Consider the following 14,190-nt stretch of genomic DNA (forward strand, 5'->3'; position numbering starts at 1 on the left):
CGCCCCCTGGGCAGCGCACGCTCGCGGGGTTACGCTGAGCGCATGGCGGCCACCGACCTCGACCTCATTCCCGCGGGAACCGTGTTCACGCCGGCGCAGATCGTGCACTACGCCGATCCCGATGCGCGCACCATCGATGAGGCGATCGGGGAGGCCGATGTGCTGGTGAGCGCCCCGCACGCGGGTGCGGCGATCCCGGAGGAGGTCGCCGAGTTCCTCGCGCCGGAGCTCACGCGCCGGCTCCAGTACGACTTCAGCGACGTGTCGACGGCCGCGGTGGTGCGGCGCTGGGCCGAGATCGATCCGCGCATCGTCGCCGTCGTGAACCCGCATCCGAGACTCGTGCGGGATCCGAACCGGCCGAAGCCCTCAGACCCCCGAGCCGATCTCGCGGCGGCGGTCGAGCGCGTCCGCGCGGCGGGGCCGTGGCAGCCGGTCGATCTCGCGGGCGTCGACGCGATCCGCCCGGTCACGTTCTCGTTCTTCCCCATCCTGCGGATCCCCGAAACGGAGGCCGGGGTGCAGCGGCTGGTCGATACGTTCGCGGCGACCGCCGCGCAGGGGGTCGACGTCTACGAGCGCACCCGCGACGAGCTCACCGACCGCTTCCTGGAGCACGGGTTCGCGCACGGCGGATCGTTCACGCGACTGTCGTTCCACGACACCATGAACACGACGACGACGCGTGACGGGGCCGTGTCGGTGCCGCGCGCCGAGCAGGATCGCCTCCCCTCGATCGTCGCGCTGTCGAATCGGGGCGATCACCGCGGCGAGGAGCGCGATCCCGAGGATCCGCCGACGATGCCGCCGGAGCGGCTGCGGCGGCTCGCGGCGGCGCACCGCGCCGGGTTCGAGAGCGCGGATGCCGCTTCCGTCCTGCTCAATCAGCCGTATCTCGGCAGCCAGGAGATCCGCGCCGACGGGGCGAGGTTCCGCCGGCTGGTCGATGCCGCGACGGATGCCGGTCTGCGGCTCGGGGCCGTGCAGGCGGAGTTCCTCCGGGAGTTCCTGCTCGGAGCCGCCGCCGCCGAGGCGCTGCACGAGCCGGGAACCGACTGGATCGTCGAGGACGAGGCCCGCGTCGACGCGCTCGCCCAGGCCTGCAAGCGCTCCTGGGATGCGTTCAGAGACGAGCGGTAGCGGCGGGGCGAGCTGCAGCGGGCGGGCGAGCGCGCCCCGGCCCACCGGATCGCGGCAGGGCTAGCCGCCCCACAGGGCTCCGAAGGCCGCTCCCGCTGCAATGGTCGTGGCTGCCAGCACGAGCGTCGGCACGAAGAAGGAGTGGTCGATGAGCTTCGTGCCCAGCTTCGTGCTGCCCGAGGTGTCGAAGTTCGCCGCCGCGATCTGCGAGCCGTTCGTGGGCAGCAGGTAGATCCCGGCGAAGGCTCCGGCCCACATGCCCGAGAGCAGCCCGAGCGGAATGCCGGCCGCGAGGCCGATCGGCACGATCGTGCGGGTCGCGGTCGACTGGCTGGTGGTGAGCACGCACACGAGAAAGATGCCGAGGGCGAACACCCATGGCGCGGCCGTCACCAGTCCGCCGACGCCGCCCGCGATGAGGTCGGTGTGGGCGCTGAGGAACGTGTCCGTGAGCCACGCGAGGCCGAACAGTGCGATCGCCGACACCATGCCGGCCTTGAACACCGTCATCGTCGGGATGTCGGCGACTTTGGGGCGCGAGATCAGCAGGATCAGCGTGCCCGCGACGAACATGACGACCTCGATGATCGGCGTCATCGAGATGGGATCGCCTGCGGCGTCGAGCGGACGCAGACCCTTGACGAGGCCGAAGACGACGATGGCCGCGACGCCGAGCAGGAAGACGGTGGCGGCGTTACGGCCGGCGGTCGTCACGGTCACCGCGGCGCGCACCGCCTGAGCGTCGGCGTGGGGGGCCGCGAGGTCACCCGCTGCGATTCTCGCCTGGATCTCGGGGTCGTCGGCGATGTCCTTGCCGAGTCGATTCACCACGATGCTCGACAGGACGATGCCCACGATGGCGGCGGGAATGGTGACCTTCAAGATGTCGATCAGCTCGAAGTTCCAGGGCGCGGTGTCGGTGAGCGTGACCATCGCCGCCATCGCAGCGGAGACCGGGCTGCAGGCGAGTGCCACACCCGTCGCGACGACCGACAGCGACAGCGGGCGCGACGGCCGGATCCCGTTGCGGTAGGCGAGATCCTGGATCACGGGGAGCAGCGGGTAGAGGATGTTCGAGGTGCCCGCACCCACGGAGAACAGGAATGCGACGAGCGGCGCGACCAGTGTGATCTGCCGCGGGCTCCGCTCGATCAGCTTCGCGGCGATCGACACCATCCAGTCGATGCCTCCTGCCGCCTGCATCATGGATGATGCCAGCACCACGACGAGCACGATCAGCAGGGCGTCGACCGGCGGGCTTCCGGGAGCGAGCCTGAAGACGAAGACGAGGATCGCGACCCCCGTGCCGCCCCAGAGGCCGAGGCCGACGCCGCTCGAACGGGTGCCCATCACGATGCAGCCGAGCACCACCAGCAGCTGAGAGACGAACAGCACGGTTTCCATCGCGGCTCCTGCCCGGTGCACCCCCGCGCACCCCTAGGGTCAGCGTACTGAGCGCGGGTCGGCTGCGGAAGGTTCGGAGTCGAACCCGCGCGGGGTGATGGTCGCGACCGGTCGCGGTTCGGCGACCGGGGCGCCAGGGGGGTGCGGCGCGCCCGGGGCGCAGGTCGACTGCGCAGAATATATAGACCGTTCTATATTTGACGTATGACAGCCAAGGGCGAGCGAGCCAAATCGCGCGTAGCGGAATCCATGCTGACGCTGATGCAGCGTCAGGGGTTCTCGGGCACCGGAATCACCGAGGTCGTGGAGCACGCGGGAGCGCCGAAGGGATCCCTCTACTTCCACTTCCCCGACGGGAAGGAGGGCCTCGGCATCGCAGCGGTCGATCTCGCGGCGCAGCGATTCGCCGCGCTGATCGAGGAGGCGGCAGCGGATCGCGGTCCCGCCGAAGCGCTGCGGTTCGCCTTCGGCGCCCTCACCAGCCTGGTGCGCGACAGCGACTATCAGCTGGGCTGCCCGGTCTCGGTCGTCACCCTCGAGATGGGGGCGGAGAGCGAACGCCTGCGCGACGCGTGCGCCGCGGCCTTCGCCTCGTGGATCGAACCGTCCGCCCGACTGCTGCAGTCCGGCGGACTCGCGGAGGCTGAGGCGGTACGACTCGCGACCGCAGTCGTCGCCTCCATCGAGGGTGCCGTGATCCTCGCGAGAGCGGCGCGCAGCACGCAGCCGCTCGAAGCGACGGCGGAGGTGCTCGCGCAGCTCGTCGCCCTTCGGATCGCCGCCGCGGGGGAGCGAGCATGACGACCGACCGCCCCGCGCCCCGCCACGCGCTCGTCTTCGGCGCCTCCGGCTTCGTCGGCCGGCACCTCGTGCTCGCGCTCGCCGCAGCCGGCGCGCGCGTCACCGCCGCGGTCCGCACTGCGGCCTCGCAGGAGCGGCTGCAGCGCTGGCTCGTCGAGCACGGATTGCACGAGCACGTCGGCTTCACCCTCGCCGACTTCCATGCGCCCGCGATCGTGCACGATGAGGCTGCGGCGCGCACCCGCATCACCGAGATCCACAACTGCGCCGGAACGTACCGGTTCGGCATGTCCGCAGCCGAAGCGCGCGAGGCGAACGTGGGCATCGTCGAGCGCATCGTCGACTTCGCCGCCTCGCTGCCGAAGCTCGAACGTCTCGTGCACATCTCGGGCTACCGGGTCGGCGGGCAGGATCCCGCGTCGATTCCCTGGCCCGAGGAGGCCCGGGCCCGACGCTATCGTCGGCTGGGGGCCTACGAGGCCTCGAAAGTGGAGTCGGATGCGGTGCTGCAGGCCCGCGCGCGCGAGCGCGGCGTACCCTTCACCATCGTCAATCCCTCGAGTGTCATCGGGCACAGTCTCACCGGGGAGACGGATCAGCTCATCGGCCTCGCCTCCACCGTGCAGCAGCTGTGGGCGGGGAGCACTCGGGCGCTGCCGGGGAACGACACGACCTTTCTGCCCGTCGTCACGGTCGACTACCTGGCCGCGTTCATGGCGGCCGCCGCCACCGATGCGCGGGCTGTCGATCAGTCGTACTGGGTGCTCGACGAGCGCACCCCTCCACTTCCGGTGATGCTCGCCGACCTCGCCGAGCATCTCGGCGTCGCCGCGCCGCGCCTGCGCGTGCCCGTCGCCGTGATCAAGCGTCTTCCCCGGTGGGCGACGGGCGCGGACCCGGAGACGCTCACCTTCCTCTCGGCCGACCGCTACCCGACCCGCTCGGCGAACGAGCTGGCCGAGCGCCACGGTCTGCGTCAGCCCGACGTCACCACTGCTCTGCAGCGGTGGGCCGACTACCTGGCGGCTCGCCGGTTCGACGTGTCGGAGGCGGGGGCGGGCGCGGAGGACGGGCCGGCTGCGGGCCCGGGTGCGCGCAGCGTCGACTCCGCGGGGGGCGTGCGCTCCTTCGCGCTCGGGCGCGCGAACGCCTCGAGGCTCGTGCTCCCGGGCCTGCCGACGAACGCCGACACGTGGGCGCCGATCGCCGCGGATCTCGATGCTCGGGTGGTCGACCTGCCCGGCATCGGGTTGAGCGGCTCGGCGGGGCGTCCGGGCTCGGTGGGGCAGGAGTGGGATCGCTGGCTGTCGGCGGTCGTCGGCGAGCGGACCGTCGACCTCGTGGGGCACTCGCTCGGCGCCGCCGCTGCCGTGATGATCGCGGACCGGCACCCGGATCAGGTGCGGTCGCTCACGCTGGTGGCGCCCTTCTTCCTGCAGCCCGCGCCCCGTCCCGCCGCGACGCAGCGGCTCGCCGTGCGACCGTATCTCCGGTTCGCATCGGCGGCTTCGCTCTCGCGGATGCTCACCGGGGATCGGGGCGCTGCGCGCCTCCTCGCCTCGACGGCCGCAGACCTCAGACGCCGCGGTGCGCGCGCCGTCGCGAGGTACCTGCGGCAGGCCGCCTCGCCCGCCTGGCGGGAGGAGCTGCGAGCGATGCTCGACCGCTACGCCGGCCCGGTGCTCATCATCGTGGGCGAACGGGATCCGCTCGACGCGGCTCTCGCGCCGGAGCGGGCGAGACGCAGCGTCGTCGTGGGAGGTGCCGGGCACCACCCCCATCTGACGCACCCGGAGGAGGCCGCCCGGCTCATCGCCGACGTCGTCGCAGCGACGTGAGGCGCCCGGCGCGCGCCGCCGCGCTGCCGCACGCCGGGCGTCGGTCGGCGCTCGCGCCCCGCTACCGCACGCCGGGGTTCTCGCGCAGATACTTCACGGCGTCCTCCTCGCTGATCGCCATCAGTCCGCGCGACGTGTGCGAGATCGCGTTCAGCGCGACGACCCAGGCCTTGCTGATCTTCGGCTCGCGGCTCCCCGAGAAGTGGAACGCGATCGGCGAGTGCGGGGAGATCCACACCGACATCTCGGTGTCGGCGAGGCACTGCGGGTGCCAGGTGAGGAAGAAGCACTCCATCTTCATGAGCTTGCGCTCGACGACGACCTGCAGATGCGCGAGCAGCCGATCCTCGAATTCGTACATGGTTCCGCCGTACACCAGGTGACCCATCGGGTGTCCAGTCCTTTCGTTCCGACCACCCACCCACTCGCGAGCGTATCGCATGAACGAGAAAAGGCTCCCACCGCCGAAGCGGTGGAAGCCAGTGCTGCAGTGCCCCCGGAGGGAATCGAACCCCCGACCTACGGTACCGGAAACCGGCGCTCTATCCCCTGAGCTACGGAGGCGAGCATGTGCAACCCCACCAGACTAGCGCAATTCCGGAGACGCTCCGCACCAGGGCGGTGCGCGGGGCGCGTCGGCGCGCCGGTAGAATCGATCCTCGTGACGCCACAAGAACTCTCTCAAGCTCTCGCCGCCATTCTCGCCGACCTCTTCGCGGCTCGCGGATCCGACATCGAGGTCACCGAGCAGGATACGCAGGTGGAGCGACCGAAGAACCGCGATCACGGAGACTGGGCGTCGAACGCGGCCATGAAGTTCGCGAAGCGCGTCGGGGCGAACCCGCGCGAGCTCGCCGACGAGATCGTCGCGCGCGCACTGCAGATCGACGGCATCGCGAAGGCGGAGGTCGCCGGGCCGGGGTTCATCAACCTGACGCTCGACGCCGCGAGCGCCGGCGAGACGGCGCGGCGCGTGGTCGAGCAGGGGGAGCGCTACGGGCGCTCGGACGTGCTCGCGGGGCAGAACATCAACCTGGAGTTCGTCTCGGCGAACCCCACCGGGCCGCTGCACATGGGGCACACCCGCTGGGCGGCGCTCGGCGATTCGACGGCGCGGGTGCTGCGCGCCGCCGGCGCGCAGGTCACGAGCGAGTACTACATCAACGACGCCGGCTCGCAGATGAACAAGTTCGGGCGATCCGTGCTGGCAGCGGTGCTCGGGGAGGATGCTCCGGAGGACGCCTACCCGGGGGAGTACATCCAGGAGCTCGGGCGCAAGGTGCGCGAGCAGCTCCCGCACGTCGTGGAGCTCGCCGCGAACGACCGGGCGCGCGCACTCGAAGAGGTGCAGGAGGCGGCCTACCAGACGCAGCTCGCCGAGATCAAGGATTCGCTCGAGCGCTTCAACGTGCACTTCGACGTGTACTTCTCCGAGCGCTCGCTGCACGAGGAGGGGCCCGACGGATCGCCGAGCCCGATCTCCGCGGCCATCGACCGCCTGCGCGAGCAGGGGTACGTGTTCGAGGAGGACGACGCGATCTGGGTGCGCACCACGGCCTTCGGCGACGACAAGGATCGCGTGTTCACCCGCGGCAACGGCGTCTACACCTACTTCGCCGCTGACGCCGCCTACTACCTCTCGAAGATGGACCGCGGCTTCGGCGAGAAGATCTACCTGCTGGGCGCCGACCACCACGGCTACATCGGGCGCCTCACGGCGATCGCGGGCGCTGCGGGCGACAACATCGAGACCGACGTCTCGGTGCTCATCGGCCAGCTCGTGAACCTCGACGGGGCGCGCCTCTCGAAGCGCGCCGGCAACATCATCGAGCTCGACGACCTGCTCGAGTGGCTCGGGTCGGACGCCCTCCGCTACTGGCTCGCGCGGTACCCGGCCGATTCGCCGTTGTCGCTCGACGGCGAGAAGGTGCGCAGCCGCACGAACGACAACCCGGTGTTCTACGTGCAGTACGCCCATGCGCGCACGTGCGCGGTGGATCGGAACGCGGAGGCGGCCGGCGTCGACCGCAGCGCCTTCGCGCCCGAGCTGCTCACGCACGCGACCGAGACGGAGCTGCTCGGCAAGCTGCAGCAGTACCCGGGCATCGTCGCCGGCGCCGCGGAGCTGCGCGAGCCGCACCGCATCGCGCGCTTCCTCGAAGAGCTCGCAGGGGCCTACCACCGGTGGTACGACAACTGCCGCGTGATCCCGCTGGGCGAGGAGCCCGTCGCCGACCTGCATCGCACCCGTCTGTGGCTGAACGACGCCGCGGGCCAGGTGCTGCGCAACGGGCTCGATCTGCTGGGCGTCTCCGCGCCCGAGCGGCTCTGACGGCGGCGGTCGGCTCATGCACGCGCAGCGGAACGGATCCCGGTGGTGGACGAAGCTGATCATCGTCGTGGTGGTCGTCGGCCTGCTGGCCGGCGCCGCTGAGCTCGCACTCCGGCTCATCATTCCGGGGGTCGTCGCCGGCGCGGTGCGCTCGCAGCTCGACCTGACCGACGATCATCCCGTCGACGTGGCGCTCGGAGGCTCTGCGCTGCTCAACGCGTTCCGCGGCGGCGTCGGCGACGTGACGGTCGACGTGCCCGACGCGCCGCTCGTCGAGGGCGTGCAGGCGGATGCGTCGCTGCGCGCCGACCTGGTGCCGTTCAACCCGACGTCGGGCGAGATCTCCGACGGCTCCGTCGAGCTCCGCCTGGATCAGGAGCAGCTCGGTCCGGTCATCGAGACGGTGACGCAGGGCGTCGCCCAGTCCGGCGAGGTGCGCGACGGCGAGCTCGTGGTCGGCCGGGCGCTGGAGGCGTTCGGCCAGCAGGTCAGCGTCTCGGCGCGTCTCGGCCTGCAGGTGGTCGACGGCGCGGTCGAGATCACCCCGCTGGGGTTGCAGGCCGCGGGCTTCGACTTCTCGGCCGAGCAGCTCGCCCAGGCCACCGGAACGCTGCTCGACCCCATTCTGCAGCCGCAGACCGTGTGCGTCGCCGACCAGCTGCCGGTGGGGGTGACGCTCACCGACATCGTGCTCTCGAGCACGGGCTCGGTGACCGTGCGCGCCGACCTCGCTCCCGGCATCCTCTCCGACCCCGAGCAGCAGCAGCCGGGCGTCTGCGGCTGAGTCAGAGGCCGATCGCGCGCAGCGCCAGCCACGCGGCGGAGCGGTCGTCGGCGCGCGCGAGATCCAGCCCGGTGAGGGCCTCGGCGCGGCGGATGCGCGCGACGAGCGTCTGACGGTGGATGCCGAGCCTCGCCGCGCTCGCCCGATGCGCTCCGTTCTCGGCCAAGAAGACGTGCAGGGTGCGCGCCAGATCGTCGTGCTGCCCGCGGGTCTCCGCGAGCGGCTCGAGCAGAGCGGTCAGCCGGGAGCCGGTCGCGGCGTCGAGCGCTGAGAGCACCAGCCGCACGGACGGCAGTTCGCCGTAGCGCGCGGTCGGCCTGCCGTCGTCGAGTGCGGCGTCGAGCGCCTGGTGGGCCTGCGCTGCGGTGCGGGCGAGGGACTGGGCGGGCGCGGGATCGCCGACCCCGATGTGCACGCGCAGCCCGGCGACGGGCGCGAACGAGGCGACGCGCTCGATCAGCTCGTCGACGAGATCGTCGCGCACGAATCCGCGGATGTGCCCGTGGTCCGCCGCGAAGACGTGCTCCGCGCCGAGCTCGTCGAACCAGCGCCGGAGCAGGCGCTCGAGGTCGATGGTGCGGGTGCGGGTGCCCAGCTCGAACGCGGTGAGGGTGCGCTCGTGCACGCCCCAGCGGTGCAGCAGCGCCTCCGCGCGCGGCCCGCCGTCGACGAGGATGTCGATGAGGGCCCCGCGCCCCAGGTGCTCCGTCAGGGACGGGTCGTGACTGCGCAGCAGCAGGTCGAAGAGGGCTGCGGCGAGCGATGAGAGGTCACGGGCGTGGCTGGTGCGGCTCGACCGGGTGGCGATGACGAGCGATCCGGCGAGATCCTGCTCCGAGCCGACGCGGTGCAGTTGCAGGCCGTCGTGGCGCACGCGCACCGGCCGCCCGAGCGCGAAGGCGGCCGCGTCCGAGACGTGCAGCCGCCCGGCGCCGGCGCTCGCGATGACCTGCCCGTGGGCGTCGAGCAGCACGGCCCATCCGTCGATGCGGCGGGCGAGCTCGGCGATCACGGCGGTGACCCCGCCGCGTCTCGCGACCTGCGTCAGCACGTTCATGCCCGCGGTGACGAGCCGGTCGGCCGCGGCGCGGTCATCGGCGATGAGGGCGCGGAGGGCGGTGTGCAGGGCGGGTCCGGCGAGGGCGGTGCCGAGGATCGCGGTCATGCCGCGCGCTGCGAGCCGTGCGCGCAGCGCGGCGTCGTCGTCGGGGGAGACGAAGACCGCCCCGAGCAGCGCGTCGCCCGACGCCGGCTGCGCGAGGGCGTCGAGCAGCCGTTCGGGGTCTGCCGTGACGAGCGTCGCGTAGGCGGGGTTGCCGATCACGACGTACTCGTCGAGTGCGGCGACGCCGTCGACGGGGGTGCGCTCGGGGAGCCGGGCGGCGACGCAAGCGCCGCCGACGGCGCGCGCCACCGCGGAGAGATCGAGGGCCATCGCCGAAGTGTACCAAGTGTCGATCCGGGTCCGCGAAGATCGGCCGCTGGTGCAGAGACAGGGGGTGCGCGAGATCCGTAGCATCCTTACGTCGCCAGCGTGGTCGTACGGGCCCCGCATGCCGGCGATTCGACGCAAGCGAACGAACGAAGGAGTGCAGCATGCAGGCTGTCGTGTTCCGAGATCCCGAGACTCGCGCGGAGGTCACCGATGTGACCCTGGCCGCGCCCCGAGCGGGCGAGGTGCGGGTGAAGATCGCCGCCGCCGGCGTGTGCCACTCCGATCTGCACGTGAAGCGCGGCGAGTGGGACGCCCCGGCCCCCATGGTCATGGGCCACGAGGGCGCCGGCACCGTCGTCGAGCTCGGCGAGGGCGTCACCTCGCTCGCCGTCGGCGACCACGTCGTGCTCAGCTGGGTGCCGCCGTGCGGCGAGTGCCGCTACTGCCTGCAGGGGCACGAGGCGCGGTGCCAGAAGGTGGTCGAGGTGAACAACGCGCACGGGTCGCTGTTCGACGGCACCTCCCGCCTCAGCCGCACCGACGATGGCGAGCCCCTGCGCCACTACCTGAGCGTCTCATCGTTCGCCGAGGAGGTGGTGGTGCCCGTCTCCGGCGCCATCAAGGTGCGCGACGACGCCCCGCTCGATGTCATCGCGGTCGTCGGGTGCGCAGTCGCGACCGGTGTCGGGGCGGTGCTGAACACCGCCGGCGTCGAGCCGGGGGCCACGGTGGCCGTGATCGGCTGCGGCGGCGTCGGCCTGAACGTCGTGCAGGGCGCGAAGCTCGCGGGGGCGGAGCGCATCGTCGCGATCGACATCGTGCCCGAGAAGACGGCGATGGCGCTCCAGTTCGGGGCGACCGACCGCATCGACGCGTCCGAGCGCGACGCCGTCGAGCAGCTCTTCGATCTGCTCCCCGACGGAGCGGACTACGTCTTCGACGCGATCGGCCGCACCTCGACGACGGAGCAGGCGATCCGCATGCTCGGTCTCGGCGGCGCCGCGGTGATCGTGGGGCTGCCGCCGACCGGCGCGAAGGCCTCCTTCGAGCCGCTCGTGCTCGCTGAAGCCGACCAGCGCATCCTCGGCTCCAACTACGGCTCGGTGCGACCCTCCATCGACATCCCCGCCCTCGTCGACCGGTACATGGACGGCCAGCTGAAGCTCGACCCGCTCATCTCGGGCCGCCGCCCGCTCGCCGAGGCGGCCGAGGCCCTCGACGATCTCGAGACCGGGGGCGTGCTGCGCACCCTCCTCATCCCCTGAGCGCCCCACCCGCACCGCACCGGAAAGCAGTCATGACCACCACAGCACCACGCACCGCCGACGCAGGCCTGAGAGAAGGCGTGATGTCGGGCCCCGAGCTCGCCGCGCAGGCCATCGCCAGCATCGCTCCGAGCGCCGTCATCGCCTTCACGGCGGCCTCCATCTACCTCGGGGCCGGCAACGGCACCGTGTTCGCCTTCCTCCTCGCCACCATCGTGATCCTCTGCGTCGGCTACATCGTCTCGATGTTCGCCCGGCAGCACGCGTCGGCGGGGTCCCTCTACACGTACGTCGCGAAGGGGCTGGGCCCGACCGGGGCGTTCGCCGCCGGAGTCGCGCTGCTCATCGGCTCGTGGGGCATCGCCGCGGGCTCGCTCGGCGGCGCGATCTCGTACACCTCCGACCTGCTCGGAATCTTCGGCGTCCCGGCGAGCGGAACGGTGTGGCTCGTCGTATTGGCCGTCGTCATCGGCGGCCTGGCCACGTTCTTCACCATCCGCGGCATCCGCATCTCGGCGCGGGTCTCGCTCGTGCTCGAACTGGTGTCGGTCGCCATCATCCTGGTGCTGCTCGTCGCAGCGCTCGTCTGGCTCGGGCCCGAGGCGTGGGATCCCGGTCAGTTCTCGTTCGAGGGCGTGCCGTTCCAGGGAGTCGCGGCCGGCATGGTGCTCGGCATCCTCGGCTTCGTCGGGTTCTCCTCCGCCGACGCCCTCGGGCGCGAGGCCCGCAACCCCCACACCGCGATCCCGCGCGCCATCATGTGGAGCGCCGTCGCCGTCGGCGTGCTCTACGTCTTCGCCGCGTACACGCAGATCGCGGTGCTCGGCGACGAGCTCGGCGAGGTCGCGAGCCCGCTGCAGGCCATCGACGAGCGCATCGGCATGCCCGCATGGTTCGCGCCGCTCCTCGTCTTCGGCGTCGCGGCATCGTTCTTCGCGGTCGTGGTCGCGCCCCTGAACGTCGTCGGGCGCATCGTCTACGTCATGGGCAAGGAGGGCGTCGTGCCCGAGCGATTCGGCCGCACGCACGCCACGCACCTCACCCCGCACCGCGTGCTGCTCGTCGCCGGCCCCGCCGCGATCGCACTCGACGTCGTCCTGATCGTCGCGGGCACGCACCCGATGGACATCGTCGTGTGGGTCGACACCTACGCGACGTACGGGTACATGGTGGCGTACGCGCTCGTCGCCGTCGCCGGCATCGCCTACACGCGGCGCAACGGCATGCGGAGCGGGGCGATCACGATCGCGGCGGTCGTCGCCGTGCTCGCGATGGCGTACGTGTTCTTCGCGAACGTGTGGCCGGTGCCGGCGTTCCCCATCAACATCCTCCCGTACCTGTTCGCCGCCACCATGCTGATCGCCTTCCTCCGCTTCTGGTGGCTCCGCGCGAAGCGCCCCGAGGTGCTGCAGCGCATCGGCAACACCCACACCGACATGCTCGAGGGCGTCGGCTAGCGCCGGCTCCGCCGACCATCGGGCCGGCCGCGACCCCTCCCGTGCGGAGGGCGCGGCCGGCCCGCCCGCATTCCGGGGCCGGCCGTGCCACCCGGTAAGCTGGACGGGTTCGTTCAGAGACCGGGTCTCCGTGCGCACGGCTTCAGGGGCCAATCCGGGTCCGCTCGCCATCGGCCGCCCGTCCGCGGCCCGCGGGCACGACGGACACCAGACCCACCCCAGGAAGACCGATCCCAGGAGCGACGATGGCACAGGCGAACCCCGCCGCCGATCCGAACGCGATCGACCCCCGCGTGTTCCCGCCGTCCGCGCGACGCGGTGCCGAGTGCCGCGAGCTGAAGCTCAACGGCATCCGGGCCACCGCCCTCACCGCGGAGTTCGGCTCTCCGCTGTACGTCGTCGACGAGCAGGCGGCCCGCACCCGGGCGCGCGACGTGCGCGCCGCGCTCGAAGCGGAGGCCGCGCGCATCGGCACCGGCGCCACCGTGTACTACGCGGGCAAGGCGTTCCTGTGCGTCGAGGTGGCGCAGTGGATGGCCGACGAGGGGCTCGCGATCGACGTCGCGAGCGGGGGAGAGCTCGCGGTGGCGCTCGCCGCCGGCGTGGATCCCGCGCGCATCGGCTTCCACGGCAACAACAAGTCGGAGGGCGAGATCGCGCGCGCCGTCGCGGCCGGGGTCGGCACGATCATCATCGACAGCGCGCTCGAGACCGAGCGCATCGCCCGTGCGGCCTCCGCCGCCGGGCGCCGCCAGCGGGTGCGACTCCGCGTCAACAGCGGCGTGCACGCCTCGACGCACGACTTCCTCGCGACGTCGCACGAGGATCAGAAGTTCGGGCAGCCGCTCGCCGAGGCGCCCCGGCTCGTCGCGGCGATCCTCGACCACGACAGCCTCGAATTCGTCGGGCTCCACTGCCACATCGGGTCGCAGATCTTCGCGACCGACGGCTTCCGCGAATCGGCTCGGCGCCTGCTCGGGGCGTACCCCGAGCTCGAGCGCCTGCTCGGCGGGCCGGTTCCCGAGCTCAATCTCGGCGGCGGCTTCGGCATCGCCTACACGTCGGCGCAGGCCGACGAGGCTCCCGACGTCGCGGCGATCGCCCGAGAGCTCGCCGACATCGTGGCGGAGACCTGCGCCGAGATCGGCATCGCGGTGCCGCAGCTCGCCTTCGAGCCGGGGCGCGCGGTCATCGGCCAGGCGGGCGTCACGCTCTACACCGTGGGCACCACCAAGCCCGTGCCGCTCGCGGGCTCCGACGCCGCCGCCGACGCCGCCGACCTCGGATTCCCCGAACGGCTCTATGTCAGCGTCGACGGCGGCATGAGCGACAACGCGCGGCCGGCGCTCTACGGCGCCGACTACCAGGTGCGCATCGCGAACCGCGTGAGCGATGCCGATCCCGCCCTCGTGCGCGTCGTGGGCAAGCACTGCGAATCCGGCGACATCGTCGTGCAGCGCGACGTGCTGCCGGGCGACGTGCGGCCGGGCGACACACTCGCCGTCGCCGTCACCGGTGCGTACTGCTGGTCGCTCTCCAGCAACTACAACTACGTGCCGCGGCCCCCCGTCGTCGCGGTGTCGAACGGCGCGGCGCGCGTCATCGTGCGCGGCGAGACCGAAGACGAGCTGCTCGCCAAGTCCGTGATTCCGGCGCCGGTGGCCCCGGCGCACGCGGGCTGAGGATCGCCGGCCCATCACCTTCCGCCGCTCTCGGCGAATCGAACACGACGCA

The 14,190-nt window shown here is 71.9% G+C and carries 11 protein-coding genes and 1 tRNA gene; 8 read left to right on the forward strand and 4 right to left on the reverse strand.

Translation table 11 applies throughout. The features are described 5' to 3' along the window. Positions 1–42: 42 nt before the first annotated feature. Positions 43–1,140: an N-formylglutamate amidohydrolase gene (locus BLT44_RS08265; protein ID WP_010157600.1), complete on the forward strand. Its 1,098-nt coding sequence runs from the start codon at positions 43–45 to the stop codon at positions 1,138–1,140. Between the two features lie 60 nt (positions 1,141–1,200). On the opposite strand, the gene BLT44_RS08270 is transcribed toward BLT44_RS08265, so the two are convergent. After that, on the reverse strand, positions 1,201–2,544 hold the full coding sequence (locus BLT44_RS08270; protein ID WP_010157599.1) for an anaerobic C4-dicarboxylate transporter: 1,344 nt from the start codon (positions 2,542–2,544) through the stop codon (positions 1,201–1,203). A gap of 204 nt (positions 2,545–2,748) precedes the next feature. On the opposite strand from BLT44_RS08270, the gene BLT44_RS08275 reads away from it, so the two are divergent. Further along, a complete protein-coding gene (locus tag BLT44_RS08275; RefSeq protein ID WP_040504996.1) occupies positions 2,749–3,345 on the forward strand; it encodes a TetR/AcrR family transcriptional regulator in 597 nt (198 codons plus the stop codon). Next, on the forward strand, positions 3,342–5,183 hold the full coding sequence (locus BLT44_RS08280) for an alpha/beta fold hydrolase (protein WP_010157597.1): 1,842 nt from the start codon (positions 3,342–3,344) through the stop codon (positions 5,181–5,183). The genes BLT44_RS08275 and BLT44_RS08280 overlap by 4 nt, the downstream gene beginning before the upstream one ends. Positions 5,184–5,244: 61 nt before the next feature. On the opposite strand, the gene BLT44_RS08285 is transcribed toward BLT44_RS08280, so the two are convergent. Further along, the gene (locus tag BLT44_RS08285; protein ID WP_010157596.1) at positions 5,245–5,571 is read right to left on the reverse strand and encodes a DUF7882 family protein; all 327 of its coding nucleotides are present in this window, start codon (positions 5,569–5,571) and stop codon (positions 5,245–5,247) included. A 103-nt stretch (positions 5,572–5,674) separates the two neighbouring features. Continuing rightward, positions 5,675–5,747, reverse strand: a tRNA-Arg gene (locus BLT44_RS08290). Between the two features lie 97 nt (positions 5,748–5,844). Here BLT44_RS08290 and argS point away from each other — a divergent pair. Both argS and BLT44_RS08300 read left to right on the forward strand, forming a co-directional pair. Further along, positions 5,845–7,515: an arginine--tRNA ligase gene (argS, locus tag BLT44_RS08295; protein WP_010157595.1), complete on the forward strand. Its 1,671-nt coding sequence runs from the start codon at positions 5,845–5,847 to the stop codon at positions 7,513–7,515. Between the two features lie 16 nt (positions 7,516–7,531). Continuing rightward, a complete protein-coding gene (locus BLT44_RS08300; RefSeq protein WP_010157594.1) occupies positions 7,532–8,299 on the forward strand; it encodes an LmeA family phospholipid-binding protein in 768 nt (255 codons plus the stop codon). A 1-nt stretch (position 8,300) separates the two neighbouring features. On the opposite strand, the gene BLT44_RS08305 is transcribed toward BLT44_RS08300, so the two are convergent. Then, complete coding sequence (locus tag BLT44_RS08305) at positions 8,301–9,734, reverse strand: PucR family transcriptional regulator (protein ID WP_010157593.1); 1,434 nt, start codon at positions 9,732–9,734, stop codon at positions 8,301–8,303. 161 nt (positions 9,735–9,895) lie between these two features. Here BLT44_RS08305 and BLT44_RS08310 point away from each other — a divergent pair, with 161 nt between their 5' ends. From BLT44_RS08310 to lysA, 3 genes are all read left to right on the forward strand, one after another. Further along, positions 9,896–10,999: an alcohol dehydrogenase catalytic domain-containing protein gene (locus BLT44_RS08310; RefSeq protein WP_010157591.1), complete on the forward strand. Its 1,104-nt coding sequence runs from the start codon at positions 9,896–9,898 to the stop codon at positions 10,997–10,999. Positions 11,000–11,031: 32 nt separating this feature from the next. Beyond that, positions 11,032–12,456 carry an APC family permease gene (locus BLT44_RS08315; RefSeq protein WP_029608377.1) on the forward strand — a complete coding sequence of 475 codons (1,425 nt, stop codon included), beginning with the start codon at positions 11,032–11,034 and terminating at the stop codon, positions 12,454–12,456. 245 nt (positions 12,457–12,701) lie between these two features. Continuing rightward, positions 12,702–14,138, forward strand: coding sequence for a diaminopimelate decarboxylase (gene lysA / locus BLT44_RS08320; RefSeq protein ID WP_010157589.1), 1,437 nt, complete (start codon positions 12,702–12,704; stop codon positions 14,136–14,138). Positions 14,139–14,190: the final 52 nt, after the last annotated feature.

The organism is Leucobacter chromiiresistens (assembly GCF_900102345.1).
In the GTDB taxonomy this organism is placed as follows: domain Bacteria; phylum Actinomycetota; class Actinomycetes; order Actinomycetales; family Microbacteriaceae; genus Leucobacter; species Leucobacter chromiiresistens.

Excerpts from the sequence above, each read along its gene's own strand:
- BLT44_RS08305 (WP_010157593.1), bottom strand. The coding sequence starts at position 9,734 with ATGGCCCTCGATCTCTCCGCGGTGGCGCGCGCCGTCGGCGGCGCTTGC.
- BLT44_RS08315 (WP_029608377.1), top strand. The coding sequence starts at position 11,032 with ATGACCACCACAGCACCACGCACCGCCGACGCAGGCCTGAGAGAAGGC.
- BLT44_RS08265 (WP_010157600.1), top strand. The coding sequence starts at position 43 with ATGGCGGCCACCGACCTCGACCTCATTCCCGCGGGAACCGTGTTCACG.
- BLT44_RS08285 (WP_010157596.1), bottom strand. The coding sequence starts at position 5,571 with ATGGGTCACCTGGTGTACGGCGGAACCATGTACGAATTCGAGGATCGG.
- BLT44_RS08310 (WP_010157591.1), top strand. The coding sequence starts at position 9,896 with ATGCAGGCTGTCGTGTTCCGAGATCCCGAGACTCGCGCGGAGGTCACC.
- BLT44_RS08300 (WP_010157594.1), top strand. The coding sequence starts at position 7,532 with ATGCACGCGCAGCGGAACGGATCCCGGTGGTGGACGAAGCTGATCATC.
- BLT44_RS08280 (WP_010157597.1), top strand. The coding sequence starts at position 3,342 with ATGACGACCGACCGCCCCGCGCCCCGCCACGCGCTCGTCTTCGGCGCC.
- BLT44_RS08275 (WP_040504996.1), top strand. The coding sequence starts at position 2,749 with ATGACAGCCAAGGGCGAGCGAGCCAAATCGCGCGTAGCGGAATCCATG.
- lysA (WP_010157589.1), top strand. The coding sequence starts at position 12,702 with ATGGCACAGGCGAACCCCGCCGCCGATCCGAACGCGATCGACCCCCGC.
- BLT44_RS08270 (WP_010157599.1), bottom strand. The coding sequence starts at position 2,544 with ATGGAAACCGTGCTGTTCGTCTCTCAGCTGCTGGTGGTGCTCGGCTGC.